The sequence below is a fragment of the Alistipes sp. genome, from assembly GCF_048465635.1.
GTDB lineage: Bacteria > Bacteroidota > Bacteroidia > Bacteroidales > Rikenellaceae > Alistipes.
The window spans coordinates 306,226-322,775 of record NZ_DBFWLF010000005.1 but is presented as its reverse complement, the minus strand read 5'-3'; the positions used below and the strand labels follow the sequence as shown (position 1 = coordinate 322,775).

Below are 16,550 nucleotides of genomic sequence, written 5' to 3'. Positions count from 1 at the left end.
TAACTAAAAAAGTGACATGTACAAAAAATAGGCAAAAAAAACTTCTGCGGACTACTTTTTTGTCCGGCGGATCGTGCGCGTGGCTGCGTCGAAACGAATGCCCTCGGCGTCGAACAGCCGTTCGATGCGGCCGCTGCCGGCCATTTCGGCGGAGGGGAGGTGGTGGAGTACGGGCGGATCGATCAGCGCCACGGCGTCGCAGAGGTCGAGCGCAATGTCCAGATCGTGCGTGGAGAAGAGGATGCACTTGCCCTCCTCGTGGGCCAGCCGCAGCAGCAGTGCGGCCAGGAAGTAGCGGTTCGGCAGGTCGAGAAAGGCCGTCGGTTCGTCGAGCAGAATCACGGGCGTGTCCTGCGCCAGCGCCCGGGCGATCAGGATGCGCTGGCACTCCCCGTCGGAGAGCGTGTCCATCGGCTTGCGGGCGAACGAGGTCATGCCGACCAGCTCCAGCGCGCGGGCGACCGCCGCGCGGTCGGTCTGCTGCATGCGTCCGATCCAATTGGTGTAGGGGGCGCGGCCCAGCGCCACGGCATCCTCGCACGGGAGGTTGGCGATGCGGACCTTGTCGGTGGTGACGAAGCTCGCCGCGACGGCCCGCTCGTGGGGCGTGAGCGTTGAGAGGGGCTTGCCGCAGAGTTCGACCTCGCCCGCCGCGAGCGTGCCCAGCCCGGCGACTGCGCGCAGCAGGGTGCTCTTGCCCGTGCCGTTGCGACCCACCAGCGCCGTCAGCGTGCCCGGCAGAAAGCGGGCCGAAGCGTCGCGCAGCAGGACGCGGCTTCCATAGGACAGCGTAATATTTTTCAGCGTGACGCTCATCCGAAGAAACTGCGGTTGCGGACCACCACGACGATGACCACCGGAATGCCCATCAGGGCGGTCACGGTGTTGATCGGGAAGGCCAGGGTTTTCGAAATCAGGTCGCACAGCAGCAGCAGGGCCGCGCCGGCGAGCATCGAGGCGGGCAGCAGCAGCCGGTGGTCGGCCGTGCGGAAGAGCATGCGCGCCAGGTGCGGTACGGCCAGTCCGATAAAGCCGACAGGACCGCAGAAGGCCGTGACGGTTCCGGCCAGCAGGACCGTCGAGAGGAAGATGAGCGTGCGTGTGCGGCGCACGTCGAGTCCCATCGTGCGGGCATAGTTTTCGCCGAGCAGCAGCAGGTTCAGCGGCTTGACGACCGCCACCGAGAGCACCAGCCCCGCCGTGATGACGGGGACCATCAGCGCCAGCCGGCTGCCCGTCACGTCGCCCAGCGATCCCATCGTCCAGATAACGAAGGATTTGAGCGCCGCTTCGCTCGACAGATATTGCAGAATCTCGACCACCGAGCCGATGCCCGAGCCGAACATCATGCCGAGAATCAGGATTACCATGATGTCCTTGATGCGGCGGCTGACGGCCATCACCGTCAGCAGGACGATCGCCGCGCCGAGCCACGCCGCGCCGGCGATCCCCAAAGACTGGATGAACGAGTGCCCGGCCACACCCAGCAGGGGGGCGCCCAGCAGGAAGAGCGCCACGCCCAGCCCTGCGCCCGCGCTGACCCCCAGCACGTAAGGGCCTGCCAGCGGGTTGCGGAAGAGTGTCTGCATCTGAAGGCCGCTCGCCGCGAGCGCCGCACCCGCAAAGAGGGCGGTGACGGCTTTCAGCAGGCGGATTTTGAGCACGATGTCGCGCGTCGTCGGATCGCATGCGCCGCCCGTGAGCGCTGCCCACACCTCGCCCGGGGCCACCCCGACCGAGCCGACCATCAGGTCGGCGGCGAAGAGCGCTGCCGTAAGTAATGACAGGAGGGTGAAGAGCAGGGCGGAACGGGACATCGGCTAACGCAGGCGTTGGTAGTAGAGGGTGCTGTCGCCCGTTTCGTACAGCAGTGCGTGGAGGTCGCGCAGCACCGCGTCGGGCCTAACGGCGCCCGATTCCCAGAAGTCGGAGCCTCCGGCGGGCGTCCGGAGGCGGTTGTTGTTCCAGACGCGGCGGTTCACCACGGCGGGGATGCGGGCGAACTTGGGATTTTGCGCCGTCAGCTCCGCGAGCGAGTTGCAGGCGCCCACGTTGATCCAGACGTCCGCATCGCGGGCGAGCAGGTAGGCCTCCTCCAGATCGACGGCCACCGAGCTGTTGCCGTGATTTTGCGCATAGACGTACTCCCCGCCCGCGTCCTCGATCAGGCGGATCATGTAGCTGCGCGACGAGGGCATGAACCACGTATCGCGGTAGGGGGTGTTGATCATCACGCGGGGCCGGGCCGCCGAGTCGGCGGCGATCCGCTCCCGGAGGGCGTTGTAGCGTTCGGCGATCTGTTCGAAGACCCGGATGCCCGCTTCGCGGCAGTCGCACAGCTCCGCCGCAAGGACCAGCCACTCGGCCTTTCCGAGCGGCGACTGCTCCATATAGTCGCCGATATAGAGATAGGGGATGCCCAGTTCGCGCAGCTTGCCCGTGACCACCCCGCTCTCACCCGTTACGCCGTAGAGCAGCACCACGTCGGGCCGCATGGCCGCCAGCAGTTCGAAGTCGAGGTTGGTGTCGTACCCCACCTCGCGCACCTCGCCGCAATGGCGGTGGGCGTTGACGTAGGGGTTGGAGATGTAGTCGATGCCCGATACACCCGTGACGCGGCGGATCTGGCCGATGGCGTCGAAGAGCGCCACGTGGCTCGACGACATGCAGACCACACGGTGCACAGGGGTCTTGACGGTCTGTGCGTCGAATCCGGCTGCGGCCCGCTCGCCGTCGCGCAGCAGGAGCAGGTGCTGCTCCTCGTCGCCCGCACCCTGCCAGGCGTTGCGGACGGTTAAGAGCGTCGACTGCTCGTCGTCCGCGCCGCGGATGTCGAAGCCGGTGGCGTAGGCGGGGGTGTAGACCGGGCGGGTGAAGTCGGCCGCGGAACGGGTTGCAGCGGGTCCGCAGGCTGCTGCAAGCAGCATCACAAGGCAGATCGCCAGTTCGGGAAAACGTTTCATCGACACAAAATTAGAAAAAAATATCGCAGAAATGTGTTGGATTGTGAAAAAGTTGCTATATTTGCAGTCCGAAACGCTACGGGGTGTAGCTCAGCCCGGTTAGAGTACGCGTCTGGGGGGCGCGTGGTCGCAAGTTCGAATCTTGTCACCCCGACTGTTGAAAAGGCTCGACAATCTCATGATTGTCGAGCCTTTCTTTTACTATGGGTGGATTCGAAAGACAAGCGACGCGATGAAGAGTTCGGGTGTGACGGTTCATCCGTCGAATCGGGATTTTGAACGCAGCGCGCCTAAACCCTGGTGCTTCGAAAAACCAAGTGTCAACCAACGAAGCAGTTAGCCGGAAGGCAGATGCGATTGATCGGTGCTGGCAGGTGGTTCAGAAATCTTCAGATATTCGTTCCATGGAAATAATGCGGGTTGAGAGCAGCTTGACGTCGTCATAAGGATACTTCCCTTTTATGCGTTGGATAGCATCAATAAGCTCAAGGATCTCTTCCTCTTTTTCGACAATGATATAATTGATGTCATTCGGGGAAAATTCCAACCCATGAGCTTCATTCATGGAATTCATTTCAGCAATCAAAGGCTCTGTATAATCGCGTTCCGTGATGCAAAAACCGAATTTGTGTTTCGATACATTCTCCATCAACTTTGTTTTAGGAGGAATATATCGCCATTCCCGCTCATTATAAAAAATGATATCTTTCAACTCGTTTTGAATCTTCTGCTGTCCCTTGTACGGTTTCATGAATAACGACGTATACAAGAGATCGTAAATCAAATCCATACGGTCGTTGAACCTGGTTACTTCCGAAACGCTTTGATATCTGTTTATCCTATTGATATTTCGTAAGTTATCTCGGATGTTGTCGCATAAAATAGAATTGCTGTGAGTATATAAAATAGGGGTTATGCCTTTATTTATAGCCCACTCTTTCTTCAAGCCGATCGCATAATGCCCATAGTTGTCCGAATGATTGCTTATTTGGGATAGAGGGATATCGCAGAAACAAACCATCGGGTAGGCTATCTTCATACGGTCGTTTATGAACACCATATTTTCTAAACTCAGCCGGGGATAGAATTTAGTCCGCAGGATATTTATTAAAGTGTCTTTGTTCCGCGTAAAATGGAAAAGTGTATTTGCGCTTATAGCACTCATTGTTCGGTCAGTTTAAGGTGATGCGAATGTAATAAAAAAAAGTCAGTCAGGAAAATAAACATTTCATCCCGATCCCGAAAGTTGTCGACGATGATGACAGCGACATCCATCGGATCGGGGACGCATCCCGTCTTTCCAGGCTGCTGTGGCCCGTAGTTTGCTCGCTGGCGGGTAAATCAAATTCGTACCGCTATGACCACGATCGTTCACCGGGCCGCGACGCGCGGATATGCCGACCACGGCTGGCTCAAGACCTATCATACGTTCAGTTTCGCCGACTATTACGACACGCGGCGCATGGGGTTCGGGGCGCTGCGGGTGCTCAACGACGACCAGGTCGCGCCCGCCGAGGGCTTTGCGGCCCATCCGCATGCCAATATGGAGATCGTGACGCTGGTGCTCGAAGGGACGCTGCTGCACGAGGACAGCACGGGCGGACTTCAGACGCTCGGACCGGACGAGATTCAGGTGATGACCGCCGGAACGGGCATCGTCCACAGCGAATTCAACGCCAGCGAGCAGGAGCCGGTGAAGTTCCTGCAAATCTGGATCGAGACCGACCGCAAAGGGTACACCCCGCGCTACGAGCGGATCGTGCCGATGCGGCCCAAGCGCAATGCGCTGCGGCTGATCGTCGCGCCGGAGGGGTGCGGCAGTGAGCATGTAGGATGGATTCATCAGGCGGCGTGGCTCTATACGCTCAATCTGGACGAGGGGCGCGTAGCCGAATACCGCATGAACGTCCACGGCCACGGAGCCTATCTCTTCGTGCTGGAGGGCGAAGCCGAAGCGGCGGGCGAAGCGCTTCGCTGCCGCGACGGAGTGGGTGTGCGCGAGGCGGACGAGTTTTTGATCAAGGCGCTGGACAATGTGCGGCTGCTGATCTTGGAGGTCCCGGTGTGACCGGCCGCGCGGTTGGAACTTATCAAAAGGTGAAAGCCCGGCTCCTTGCGGCCGGGCTTTTAAGTTGCCTCCGAAAACCTGCCGTCGTCAGAATTCGGAGGTGAAGTGGAAGCGGATCTCCTTGAAATTCTCCTGCGCCAGCGTGAGCGAGTAGCTCGTGTCGGCCAGGAAGACGTCGCGGCCGTGCTTGTCGAAGGCCATGTTGGTGTGCTTGCGGCGCTTGAAGTCGGCCAGCTGGGCGGCGTTGTCGCTGTCGATCCAGCACGCCTTGTAGATCGAAATCGGCTCCCAGCGGCAGGCGGCGTTGTACTCGTGTTCGAGACGGTACTGGATCACCTCGAACTGCAAGGCGCCCACCGTGCCGATGATCTTGCGGCCGTTGAGCGACGAAGTGAAGAGCTGCGCCACCCCCTCGTCCATCAGTTGGTCGATCCCTTTGGCCAGCTGCTTGAACTTGAGCGGGTCGGCATTCTCGATGTAGCGGAACTGCTCGGGCGAGAACGACGGGATGCCCGTGAAACGGAGTTTCTCCCCCTCGGTGAAGGTGTCGCCGATCTTGAAGTTGCCCGTGTCGTGCAGACCCACGATGTCGCCGGGGTAGGCAAAGTCGATCACCGACTTCTTCTCGGCCATGAAGGCCGTCGGCGAGGAGAACTTCATCTGCTTGCCGCTGCGCACGTGCAGGTAGTTTTTGTTGCGTTCGAACACCCCCGAGCAGATTTTGAGGAACGCGATGCGGTCGCGGTGGTTGGGGTCCATGTTGGCGTGTATCTTGAACACGAAGCCCGTCATCTTCCCCTCGGCAGGTTCGACCGTGCGTGTCTGGGTGTGGGCGGGGCGGGGTGAAGGGGCGATGCGGATGAAGCAGTCTAACAACTCCCTGACACCGAAGTTGTTGACCGCCGAGCCGAAGAAGACCGGAGCCAGCTCGCCCCGGAGGTAGGCGTCGCGGTCGAACGGGTCGTAAACCCCCTCGACCAGCTCCACGTCGGCGCGCAGCTGGTCGGCGTAACGCTCGCCGATGCACTCCGTCAGCTCGGGAGCCGCCAGGTCGGCGATCTCGATGGTCGGGACGTCGGCCGTCAGCTTCTCGTCGGAGGCGAAGAGCGACAGGTTCTTCTCATAGAGGTTGTAAACCCCCTTGAAGGTCGGACCGTTGGAGATGGGGAACGCCAGCGGCCGCACGCGGATGCGCAGCTCCTTCTCCACCTCGTCCAGCAGGTCGAACGGCTCCTTGGAGGGGCGGTCGAGCTTGTTGATGAAGACGATCACGGGGGTCTGCCGCATGCGGCACACCTCCATCAGCTTGCGCGTCTGCGCCTCGACGCCCTTAGCGCCGTCGATGACGATGATGACCGAATCGACCGCCGAGAGCGTGCGGTAGGTGTCTTCGGCGAAGTCCTCGTGGCCCGGCGTGTCGAGGATGTTGATCTTCACGCCGTCGTATTCGAAGCCCATGACCGCCGTGGCCACCGAGATGCCGCGCTGGCGCTCGATCTCCATGAAGTCGGAGGTGGCCCCCTTCTTGATCTTGTTGCTCTTGACGGCTCCGGCCACGTGGATGGCCCCTCCGAAGAGCAGCAGTTTCTCGGTAAGGGTCGTTTTACCGGCGTCGGGGTGGGCGATGACGGCAAACGTGCGCCGGCGGGTTATCTCTTCCTGTAATGTCATGGGACGAATTAAGAATTTCACATTATACATTTGACCCCACAAGCGTGCTAAACGTATGCCATCTCCCTCCCTGAGGGAGGGTCGGGGTGGGGTCAGATTTGTAAACACGGCGGAACGCCGTGAGAGCGGCAGTCGGCAGCGGAATCCGATGCGTCATTTTTCCGGCGGGTAATCCATGTTGTAGTGGCAGCCGACCGACTCTTTCAGGTCGCGGCCCTGCTTGATGACCAGGTAGGCCACGGCGATCATGTTCCGCAGTTCGCACAGTTCGCGGTTGGGCTTGGTCTTGCCGTACAGCTCCTCGGTCTCCTCGAAGAGGATCGACAGCCGGCGCATGGCACGCTTGAGCGAGAGGTTCGAGCGGACGATGCCCACGTAGTTGGACATGATCGTCTGCATTTCGCGCTTCGACTGAATGATCATCAGCATCTCCTCGGTGTGCTGCGTGCCTTCGAAATCCCAGTCGGGGATGCCCTCCTGGAAGTCGACCTTGGCCAGTCGTCCCGAGGCGTGCCGCGCGGCCTGGTCGGCGTAGACGAGCGCCTCGATCAGCGAGTTCGAAGCCAGGCGGTTGGCCCCGTGCAGCCCCGTGCAGGAGGTCTCGCCCAGCGCATAGAGCCGTTTGACGGAGGTCTCGCCGTTGGTGTCGACCTTTACGCCTCCGCAGCAGTAGTGGGCCGCGGGAGTGACCGGAATCCAGTCGCGCGTGATGTCGATGCCGATCGAGAGGCACTTCTCGTAGATGTTCGGGAAGTGGCTGCGCACGGCCGCGGGGTCCTTGTGCGTCACGTCGAGGTAGACGAACTCCTCGCCCCGCTTGGCCATCTCGCGGTGGATGGCGCGGGCCACCACGTCGCGCGGAGCCAGCGAGCGCATCGGGTGGTAACGGTCCATGAACTGCTCGCCGTCCTGCAGGCGGAGGATGGCTCCGAAGCCGCGCATGGCTTCGGTGATGAGGAACGAGGGCTTTTCGCCCGGGTTGTAGAGCGTCGTGGGGTGGAATTGCAGGAACTCCATGTTCTCGGTGATCGCCTTGGCGCGGTGGCACATGGCGATGCCGTCGCCCGTCGCTACGACCGGGTTCGAGGTCGTGGAGTAGATATTGCCGCAGCCGCCCGTGGCCACGATCGTGAACTTGGCGAGCATCGTCTCGATCTCGTTCGTTTTTTCGTTGAGCACGTAGGCCCCGAAGCAGGTCAGCCCGCGTGTGTGGCGCGTGACGAACTCGCCCAGATGGTGCTGCGTCAGCAGATCGACGGCGAAGTGATGTTCCAGCACGGTGATGTTGGGATGGCTGCGGACCGATTCGACGAGCGCCCGTTCGATCTCCGCGCCCGTGAGGTCCTCGTGGTGGAGGATGCGGTGCTCGGAGTGGCCGCCCTCCCGGTTCAGCTCGAACCGCCCGTCGGGGGTCTTGTCGAAACGCGTTCCCCAGGCGATCAGATCGGTGATCAGCTCCGGAGCACGCCTAACGACCAACTCGACCGCCTTCGGATCGCACTTGCCAGCGCCGCAAACCTCCGTGTCGCGGATATGTTTTTCGAAGGTGTCGGGAGCGTACGTCACCGAACAGATGCCTCCCTGCGCATAGTTGGTGTTGCACTCGTTCATCTCGCCTTTCGTCACGATGGTGACGGGACCGTGAGCGGCGGCCTTGAGCGCGAACGAAAGGCCCGCTGCGCCGGAACCGATGACCAGGAAATCGGTCTTCATAGGGATTCTTTTTTGCGTTAAGCGACGCAAAGTTACAAAAAATTGTAATTTTGCCCAACAATATGAACGAAATGGAACGGCATATCGATATATCCGAATACGACTACCCGCTGCCCGAGGAGCGCATCGCGCGCTTCCCGCTCGCGGAGCGCAGCGCCTCGAAACTGCTCGTGTGGCAGGCGGGAACGATCGAGGAGCGGCATTTCTCCGATCTGGGGGAGGTGCTGCCGGCGGGGCAGCTGCTGGTGTTCAACAATACGCGGGTGATCCGCGCCCGGATCATCATGCACAAACCCTCCGGCGCGCGCGTCGAGGTTTTCTGCCTCGAGCCGCACGATCCGGCCGATTACGAGCGGGCGTTCGCCGTCACGGGTTCGTGCACGTGGAATTGCATCGTGGGCAACCTCAAGAAGTGGAAAGAGGGGTGCGTGGCGATCGATTTCGACTATGAAGGCCGCGCCGAGCAGCTTCGGGCGTGGCGCGTGGGCGATGAGGGACGCGAGCAGACCGTGCGTTTCGAGTGGACGGCTCCGATGACCTTCGGGCAGCTTTTGGAGTATCTGGGCCGCATTCCGATTCCGCCCTACCTCAACCGCGAGAGCGAGGAGATCGACAACACGCGCTACCAGACCGTCTATTCGAAGATCGAGGGTTCGGTGGCCGCGCCGACGGCGGGGCTGCATTTCACGCCCGAACTGATCGCGCAGATGGAGGCGCGCGGCTTCGGCTTCGAGGAGGTGACGCTTCACGTCGGGGCGGGGACGTTCCTGCCCGTGAAGGAGGAGGATGCGGCGCGCCATGCGATGCACACCGAGCACTTTGAGGTGCGCCGCCCGACCGTTGCGGCGCTTCTCGAGAAGTGGGGCGCGGTGACGGCCGTGGGAACCACTTCGGTCCGGACGCTCGAATCGCTCGCGGCCCTTGCGTGGCGTATCCGCCGGACGGGATCGCCCGACGCGGAGCGCGTCATCGGGCAGTGGGAGCTGTACGACATCCCGTCCTCTTTTACGGGCCGAGAGGCGCTGGAGACGCTTTTGCGCTACATGGAGGAACACGGTCTCGACCGCCTGAAGGCTGCCACGCAGATCATGATCACGCCGCTGGGCTACGAGTTCCGCATTGTGCGCAACATCGTGACCAACTTCCACCAGCCCTCCTCGACCCTGCTGCTGCTGGTTGCGGCCTATGCGGGCGAGGAGTGGCGGCATATCTACGACTATGCCCTCACGCACGACTTCCGCTTCCTGAGCTACGGCGATTCGTCGGTGCTGATGCGGTAATACAAAAGAACCGCATACGCAGAAAACAGCGGGTGTCCGTCTTTCTTCTCGCTGAACGGGCACGAAAGCTAAAGCATATCGCACACCCGTTCCGGGTGCTCGTCGTCGGACGGCCGCCATTCCCGCAGTTTCCAGTGTGCGAGCAGGTGCGTTGTAACGCGTCACAGGTAAAGATTCTGGGGTGCACTTTGTTTTCGGACGCAGCCTGCGTAGCACGCCATAAGCGGGCCTCCGCTAGGGGAGGCTGCGGCTCGCCGACCTAAAGGTCGAAAACAAGATAAATCGGATGTCCCGCACGGCTCCGAGAAGCCGCAAAACCGAGCAGCTGGAGATTTATACCTATAGTTCTTCGCCCCTCCCGAGGGAGGGGTCGGGGGTGGGGTCAGATTTATAAACGCGGCGGTAGGCCGCGAGGCTCGGCGGTCGGGAGCGAGTTAACGTTGATACACCCAGGACCATTCGGTGCGACTATCCTCTTGGGCCTCCGCGCCGGGAGGCTGCGGCCCGCGCGGTTCAAGAACCGCAAAAAAGCGATAATCCTCTCTTTTCCGAACTAATCGACTCGGTTCGGCCGCTGCCGCCTACGGTATTTTGACGTGCAACCGGAAGGATATTTCTTCCGGTGTGCATCGGAAGCGTATGGTCTGATGAACGCACAACCCCAGTCTATAAAACATTATTGCCGATCAATCTTGATTTTCAGCGTTTTTTACCTTATTTTGTCATCACAATACCCCGGGAGTGTTATTTATTGCAAAAACATTTTTATCTTTGTCGTGTCGCCGCAAGGCAGGCATTAATGATGAAAGTGTTTCGTCCTCGGCGAGAAATCTGGCAATTTCCACCGGAGAACAGAGGAATCGATGCACTCATAACTTGTATTGGCATGCGAGGTGCTCTACCTTGAGTCGATACAAGTGTGGGGTATTGTTTATTTGTTCTCGGCTTGCCAGAGCCTCTCGCCAAATGAACGAACGACTCCACACTTTCTTTTTTCTACTAATCTGTCTTTTTTGAAGTCGGAAAGACAAGTAAAATTAAAGCTATGAAAAAGCTGTTTTTACCTGTTGTTCTGTGTGTTGTCTGCACGACGGCTGCCGCGCAGGAGTTCGGTAAAGGGGACCGTCTGCTCGATTTTTCGGTCGGGGTCGGTGTAATTCCCGGAAAGGAAAAATCGTTGATGTCCTTCGATCAGCATTTCGGTATGGAGTGGGGCATCGGGCAGATCCGGGACCAGGTGACCGTCGGACTGGGTTTCACGGTCAACAACACGTTTGCCCCCGGCGCCGACGGCACGATTAGCGGAACGTATGATTATTATTACAACCAGTACATCAACAGCGCCGTAATCGACTACAACAAGTGGAATCAAGTGCATCGGGAGGGTTCCGGAACCGCCGAGACGAAAGTCCGGCGGGAAGATATCAACGCCCAGATCACCGTGTCGTTCCACTACTCTCCCGTTTCGAGGCTGGATATCTATACGAAGTTCGGCGTCGGCGTCGGGGTGATGAACTACCTATACGGCAAAACCCGCAACGAAAAAGGGTTCACCGCGAAGACGGTGGACAAGACGGTCGGTACGGGATCGCACTACATATATTCGTTCAACGACCTCGACCATGCGCGGTGGGATAAGATGAAATCCAAGGTCGTGCCGGCGGTCTCGGCCTATGTCGGAGCGACCTACTACCTCAGCGACCGGTGGGGCGTGGAGGCGCAGGTCGGCCTCCTCTCGGCCAATATCAAGGATGAGGACAAGGGGTATCCCAACTCGTACAGCGTTTTTTCGGTAGGCGCATCCTACAAGTTCTGATCCGGTCCGATGCCGGAACAAAAAAGAGGGCGGAACCTGACATTGGGTTCCGCCCTCTCTGCGTTTTAGCGGTCAGTTGACCCGGACGAATATGAATTCCTCGTAATCGCCTTCGCCGATCGTATCGCCGTCGTATTCGCACATGACCAGTTTGGTTTCGGTCAGGACCCGAATCTCCTGCGGATAGACATCGAGCATGAGTATTCCGTCCGAGTAGCTCCACGAAGTGGGAGTGTGTTTGCTCAGCAGAGTTCCCTGTTTGGAGTAACGTTCCGACCAGGCGGTTCCGTCGCCTGAAAAGAGATCGAAATCGTTGTAATCGGCGGTTTCGACATTGTAATCCTCGTCCGTATGCCACGCTCCGTCTTCGTAGTAATGATAATAGTTCGAGACCAGCTGCCACTTGCCGATAAGGGCTTCGGGATCGGTCAGGACCCCTTCGCCCTCGTCGTCGTCCGAACAGCCGGCCAGCCCGCCGAGCAGCGCAGCGCAGCAAATCAGGGTAAAAAGTTTTTTCATGATTTATTCAATGCGTTTGAGAATAGCTTTGTCAATGTAGGTTACCCCGTTTTTACCCGAGGTATACCATTTGAGAACCAGCCTTTCTTCCGTTAAGGTTTCGACGATTGCCGGGTCCGAGGAGATTGAAGTGCCGCCGGTCCAGTAAATTTTGCCGTCGTCCGGATTGTAGTGATAACTGAAAGCCTTCGGATTACTACTGCGCCGGATCAGTTCGCCCGTGCCGTCGCCGTTGAATCGGAGGTAGTAGCTTTCATTCTCCTCGTAAGGGTCGTATTCTCCCTCCTCTTCCCCGGTCGCAGGATTCACTTCGCCGTCCCATTCCGCAGTCATCAGCCACAGGCCGGGCAGCATGGCCGCATCGACGCTGTTGTCGTCTTTGTCGTCCGAACAGCCGGTCAGTGCGCCCAGCAAAGCGGCGCAGCAAAGGATTTTAAATATTGTTTTCATGATTTATTCGGTACGATTATATTCCATCACATAGTCGTCATCTATGTCTTTTTTATGAAGATTCAGATTCGTTTCCGTCAGTGAGGTGACTGTAAATATGTAAGGGTATGATAAAGTTTCGTAAATCTTTAAAGTGTTATTTTGAAAGGTGTAAGGGACCGTTTTGAGTGATCCCTCATCATCGATGGTTACCTGTTTATCATCAAGAAACTTTAAAGTAAGAAGTTGCCTTTTACCGCCACCGTTCGCTTTGTTCCATGAGCCGATAAGTAATGATGTATTAACCCCGTTAGCAGGATTGTCTTCTTCGTCCTTGTCGTCCGAGCAGCCGGCGAGCCCGCCGAGCAGCGCGGCGCAGCAAATCATGGTAAAAAGTTTTCTCATCGTGTCGTTTTGTTATTGTACCCGTTCGTAAAACTCTTTTTCAACCCACGAATAGCCTTCATCTTCGCAGTCGACGCTGAAAGCAAGTTCATCCTGCGTAAGCGTTTCGATATTCCATTCGTTCGTGTGCTTCTCGCCCGTGTAGCTGAAAACGAACGTGCGGCCCTCACAGTGCCAGGTAAAGTTGTCGTATTTCGATATTTCCGTCGGCGAGGAAAGGCCCTTGGCGCCCGTGCCGTCGGCATTGATGCGCATATAGTCGGGCTCGGTTATGGGGTAATATGTGTCGTCTTCGCCGTCGTATTCGGCCGTGCAACGCCAGACACCGACCAACAAGGCTGCGTCCACGTCATCATCCTTGTCGTCCGAACAGCCGGTGAATGCACCGAGCATGGCGGTGCAGCAAAGGAGTGCAAATAGTTTTTTCATGGTAAAGGGTATTTGATGGGGTAGGGTTTGGGGTTATTTTGTAGTCGGGCTTAAAATATCAGCCGCCGTCGATCGAAGACGGCGGCTGATGGAATCCCGGGCGGAATCAGAATTTGAAGCCGACCTTGACGTAGAACGAGTTGACGGCGTAGCCCTCGCCGGTCTCGCCCTCGTATTCGTACTTGAAGCCCTGATGCTGCCAACCCAGCCCGAAATTGAGTTTCTTGTAGTTCATGCCGATGCCGTAGGAAGCGTAGAAGCCGCCTTTGAGCGTGTCATACCTGCCGTCGCTGCCGATTACCGGCAGACCGTAGCCCAGGTCGACGGACACATAGGGGGCGAAGTCGTCGGTGACGGGGTAGTAGCCTTTCAGGTCCACGAACAGGGGAATGAAGCCCACGCCGCTGTCCTCTTCGGCGCTGACGAGGTTCTTGTCGTCGTAGGCGTACTGGAAGCCGACGCCCAGACCGGCGAACGCATACTCGTTGATGCGCATGCCGTGGACGGTCTCGATGAAGACGCGCGAGAACTTGGCGTCATCTTTATCGCCGTCGCTGTCTTTGATCTTACCGCCCAGGCCGTAGCCGAAGTTGAGTTCGCCCTGGTAGCGGGTGTTCTTAGCCTTGGAGGTGTATTCGGTCGAGCTGGAGTAGCTCGAACCCGAAATGATCTGGGCGTCGGCACTCCATACGCCCAGCAGCAGCGCGGCAACCGCGCAAAATGCAATCTTTTTCATGGTCTCGGTCGGGGTTTAACGTTTGACGACGCCGGTGTTGCGAAGCGACACTTCGGCCTGGTTGGTGTGGAGGTAGTAGTTCATCATGACAGAGTCCTGGCAGTCGATGTTGCGGAAGTCGACATAGCGGGCCGGATAGCCGGTCACACGTACGGTGAGCGTCCGGACTTTGCCTTTTCCCTCCTCGTAGTTGACACTGGTCAGCGCACCGATGATCACGTCGGCGTTGTAGGCCTGGGCCGTAGCGGCGAGCGTCTCGGCCTTGCGCTCCTCCAAGTAATTGGTCGTGAGCGGCTGCTCCTTGCGCAGCGTGTAGGTCATCGACTTGTCGATGCGGCCGTCGGTGGTCAGCTCCATTTCGGCCTTGAGTGGAACGACCAGCGCGTCCTGCCGGGGTTCGATGTTGCGGGCCTTGAACTCCTTGTAATTTACTTCACGCATCACCGAACAGCTGCTTGCCAGCGCGACGGCGGCGATTAAGAATAAAAAGCGTTTCATCATGTAAGGGTTTAAGTTTTTGATAAGTAGGATTTTCCGGTAGAAATACCCCCCCCCTTGCTCCGGGCGGAGCGGGCGGGGAGCGTATGACTGCGTTGGCAGTCGCACACGCTTAGGTTTGCTTCATAGGCAGGGTCCTCCGAACACCCCGGCTCCGCGGATGTGATTATGATAAAAAAGAAAGTGTGGAGCCGTTCGTTTATCTGGCGAGAGGCTCTGGCAAGCCGAGAACAAATAAACGATACCCCACACTTGTATAGCATAGGGGCGTTGCACCTCGTATGCCAATACAAGTGATGAGCGTTGCCGTTCCTCTGTTCTCAGGTGAAAAATATTGCCAGATTTCTCGCCGAGGACGAAACACTTTCATCAATATGTCGGTCGCCTTGCAGCGACGCGACAAAGATAGAAAATGTTTTGCAAAACGCAACACCCGCGGGGTATCGTTGTGGCAAAATTCGGCTTTTTTTTATTGAAAATCAATATTGAACCCCGATTAATTTTTCATTTGATTGGGATTTTCCGCGCTTTTCGGGGGTTGGGGTCGGTCGGTGGCGGCTGGAAGCGGGTCGGCCCAGACGGATGCGGGAGTCTCGGGTACGGCGTGCGGACGGGGCGCCGGCAAGAAGCGGTGCGAGGATGGGTGACCGGAGACGCACACGGGGGGGGGGGGGGACAAAGGGAGAGGCCCGGCAGGAAGCGGGGCCGAAGTAAGAAGTCCGGAGATGGAGTGGCGGACGGGTCGGTACAGACGGTAGACAGCGGTTCGTTGCGCGGCATCACCCCTCGGCCGGGTTTTGCGGCGCGTAGCTGCGCAGGGCCAGCCGCCGCACCCAGACGACGAAGCCGCCCGTCAGGATAAGGTTGACCGCCAGCGTCAGCACCGAGATCACCAGCGCCGGGCCGCCCAGGTTGTAGCCCAGGGCGATGAAGATCACCCCCGCGCCCACCTCGCCGCGGGTGAACATGCCCACCGAGAGGGCGAGCCGCTCGCTCAGGAGACGGTCGCGGTAGAAGAGCAGGGGCACGAGCTTGCCCACGTTCGAGAGCACCGTGACGGCCGCCACGTGAAGCGCCACCGTGCTCCACGCCATCATCGGTTGCGAAGCGGTCACCGAGCCTGCCGATGCGGCCTCCGCTTCGCCGCCGCCCGTGACCAACGGCATGCTGACGCCCACGAGCAGCATGAACAGGAACGAGATGCCCGTCGCCACCCGCCGCTCGGCGGGCGTATCGACCGTCCGGTGCTTCATCACCATGCCAATCACGAAGGCCGGGAGCAGCACCTCGATATGGATGCTGTTCTCGGGTCCGTACCAGCGGGCCGTGAGCAGATAGAGTGCCTGCGTGAGGGCGCAGACGACCGCCGCCAGGGCGAGAATCGCCTTCCAGTCCTGCCGCACGTTCCACGTCGCCTGACGCCGCCAGCCTACGGCCAGCAGCAGGGTGACGATCGCCACGATCGCCCCCATCTGCCACTTCAGACCGATCATCAGCATCTGGAGCGGGATCATCAGCAGGATGGTGTCCAGGTCGTCGAAGATGGCCAGCACCTGAATCTTGCGGTAGATCCAGCTCTGCTGCAGCTGCATGGCCGCCAGCATCGTGAAGAGGATGCCCGCCGAGGTCGGGGCCGCGAAACGGCTCAGCAGCAGGTTCTCCTTCCACGCTTCGGGATCGGACCAGAACGCCGGAGGCAGCAGCACGAAAACGTAGTAGAGGACGATCAGCAGCCACGGCAGGGCCGCCGTGGCCATGGCGATGAAGTAGTCGCCGGCGTAGGAGCGCCAGCGCGTCTTGTCGATCTCGAACTCGCGGCCCACGTTGATCATGATGAACGCCAGGCAGACGTAGAGCAGCGTGTCGGAGGCGGCCTTGAACGACGGGTAGGTGTCGCCCATTAGGCCGGGAAGCAGCTGGGAGGCCGCCAGGCCGAGCATCAGGAAGAGCGAGAACGAGAGGACTTTTCGCATGACGGAAAGGTTGTTTACGGGTTCGGTGCGCGTAAGCAGCGCGCAAAGAT

The 16,550-nt window shown here is 59.1% G+C and carries 16 protein-coding genes and 1 tRNA gene; 4 read left to right on the top strand and 13 right to left on the bottom strand.

Translation table 11 applies throughout. The annotated features are described in order from the left end of the window. Positions 1-51: 51 nt before the first annotated feature. Genes ACMO9O_RS02375 through ACMO9O_RS02365 form a run of 3 tightly spaced genes read right to left on the bottom strand, consistent with a single transcriptional unit; the run spans position 52 to position 2,963 of the window. Positions 52-816 carry an ABC transporter ATP-binding protein gene (locus ACMO9O_RS02375; protein WP_418982018.1) on the bottom strand — a complete coding sequence of 255 codons (765 nt, stop codon included), beginning with the start codon at positions 814-816 and terminating at the stop codon, positions 52-54. Beyond that, entirely contained in the window at positions 813-1,817 is a 1,005-nt protein-coding gene (locus tag ACMO9O_RS02370) for an iron chelate uptake ABC transporter family permease subunit (RefSeq protein ID WP_418982017.1), read from the bottom strand. The genes ACMO9O_RS02375 and ACMO9O_RS02370 overlap by 4 nt, the downstream gene beginning before the upstream one ends. Before the next feature lie 3 nt (positions 1,818-1,820). Beyond that, the gene (locus ACMO9O_RS02365; protein ID WP_418982016.1) at positions 1,821-2,963 is read right to left on the bottom strand and encodes an ABC transporter substrate-binding protein; all 1,143 of its coding nucleotides are present in this window, start codon (positions 2,961-2,963) and stop codon (positions 1,821-1,823) included. A gap of 79 nt (positions 2,964-3,042) precedes the next feature. Between ACMO9O_RS02365 and ACMO9O_RS02360 the strand changes: the two genes are divergently transcribed. Next, a tRNA-Pro gene (locus ACMO9O_RS02360) sits at positions 3,043-3,117 on the top strand. Positions 3,118-3,342: 225 nt separating this feature from the next. Here ACMO9O_RS02360 and ACMO9O_RS02355 read toward each other — a convergent pair. Continuing rightward, positions 3,343-4,128, bottom strand: a complete 786-nt coding sequence (locus ACMO9O_RS02355) for an abortive infection system antitoxin AbiGi family protein (protein WP_418982015.1) — start codon at positions 4,126-4,128, stop codon at positions 3,343-3,345. A gap of 192 nt (positions 4,129-4,320) precedes the next feature. Between ACMO9O_RS02355 and ACMO9O_RS02350 the strand changes: the two genes are divergently transcribed. Further along, positions 4,321-5,031: a pirin family protein gene (locus ACMO9O_RS02350; RefSeq protein WP_418982014.1), complete on the top strand. Its 711-nt coding sequence runs from the start codon at positions 4,321-4,323 to the stop codon at positions 5,029-5,031. Between the two features lie 87 nt (positions 5,032-5,118). On the opposite strand, the gene ACMO9O_RS02345 is transcribed toward ACMO9O_RS02350, so the two are convergent. Next, positions 5,119-6,702 (bottom strand): peptide chain release factor 3, encoded by a 1,584-nt coding sequence (locus tag ACMO9O_RS02345; protein ID WP_418982013.1) that lies wholly within the window; start codon positions 6,700-6,702, stop codon positions 5,119-5,121. A gap of 153 nt (positions 6,703-6,855) precedes the next feature. Beyond that, positions 6,856-8,415 carry an L-aspartate oxidase gene (gene nadB, locus ACMO9O_RS02340; protein ID WP_418982012.1) on the bottom strand — a complete coding sequence of 520 codons (1,560 nt, stop codon included), beginning with the start codon at positions 8,413-8,415 and terminating at the stop codon, positions 6,856-6,858. A gap of 71 nt (positions 8,416-8,486) precedes the next feature. Here nadB and ACMO9O_RS02335 point away from each other — a divergent pair, with 71 nt between their 5' ends. Next, a complete protein-coding gene (locus ACMO9O_RS02335) occupies positions 8,487-9,695 on the top strand; it encodes an S-adenosylmethionine:tRNA ribosyltransferase-isomerase (RefSeq protein ID WP_418982011.1) in 1,209 nt (402 codons plus the stop codon). Positions 9,696-10,899: 1,204 nt separating this feature from the next. Further along, positions 10,900-11,511 carry a hypothetical protein gene (locus ACMO9O_RS02330; protein WP_418982010.1) on the top strand — a complete coding sequence of 204 codons (612 nt, stop codon included), beginning with the start codon at positions 10,900-10,902 and terminating at the stop codon, positions 11,509-11,511. A gap of 72 nt (positions 11,512-11,583) precedes the next feature. Here the strand turns inward: ACMO9O_RS02330 and ACMO9O_RS02325 are convergent, their stop codons facing one another. The 7 genes from ACMO9O_RS02325 to ACMO9O_RS02295 all read right to left on the bottom strand — a co-directional run bounded on the left by ACMO9O_RS02325 (position 11,584) and on the right by ACMO9O_RS02295 (position 16,500). After that, a complete protein-coding gene (locus ACMO9O_RS02325) occupies positions 11,584-12,030 on the bottom strand; it encodes a hypothetical protein (RefSeq protein ID WP_418982009.1) in 447 nt (148 codons plus the stop codon). A gap of 3 nt (positions 12,031-12,033) precedes the next feature. Continuing rightward, entirely contained in the window at positions 12,034-12,480 is a 447-nt protein-coding gene (locus ACMO9O_RS02320) for a hypothetical protein (protein WP_418982008.1), read from the bottom strand. A gap of 3 nt (positions 12,481-12,483) precedes the next feature. Continuing rightward, positions 12,484-12,864 (bottom strand): hypothetical protein, encoded by a 381-nt coding sequence (locus ACMO9O_RS02315; RefSeq protein WP_418982007.1) that lies wholly within the window; start codon positions 12,862-12,864, stop codon positions 12,484-12,486. Positions 12,865-12,876: 12 nt separating this feature from the next. Then, positions 12,877-13,293: a lipocalin family protein gene (locus tag ACMO9O_RS02310; protein ID WP_418982006.1), complete on the bottom strand. Its 417-nt coding sequence runs from the start codon at positions 13,291-13,293 to the stop codon at positions 12,877-12,879. A gap of 106 nt (positions 13,294-13,399) precedes the next feature. Beyond that, the gene (locus ACMO9O_RS02305) at positions 13,400-14,029 is read right to left on the bottom strand and encodes a hypothetical protein (protein WP_418982005.1); all 630 of its coding nucleotides are present in this window, start codon (positions 14,027-14,029) and stop codon (positions 13,400-13,402) included. Between the two features lie 15 nt (positions 14,030-14,044). Next, the gene (locus ACMO9O_RS02300; protein ID WP_418982004.1) at positions 14,045-14,527 is read right to left on the bottom strand and encodes a hypothetical protein; all 483 of its coding nucleotides are present in this window, start codon (positions 14,525-14,527) and stop codon (positions 14,045-14,047) included. Between the two features lie 779 nt (positions 14,528-15,306). Next, positions 15,307-16,500, bottom strand: a complete 1,194-nt coding sequence (locus tag ACMO9O_RS02295; RefSeq protein WP_418982003.1) for a sodium:proton antiporter — start codon at positions 16,498-16,500, stop codon at positions 15,307-15,309. Between the last annotated feature and the right edge of the window lie 50 nt (positions 16,501-16,550).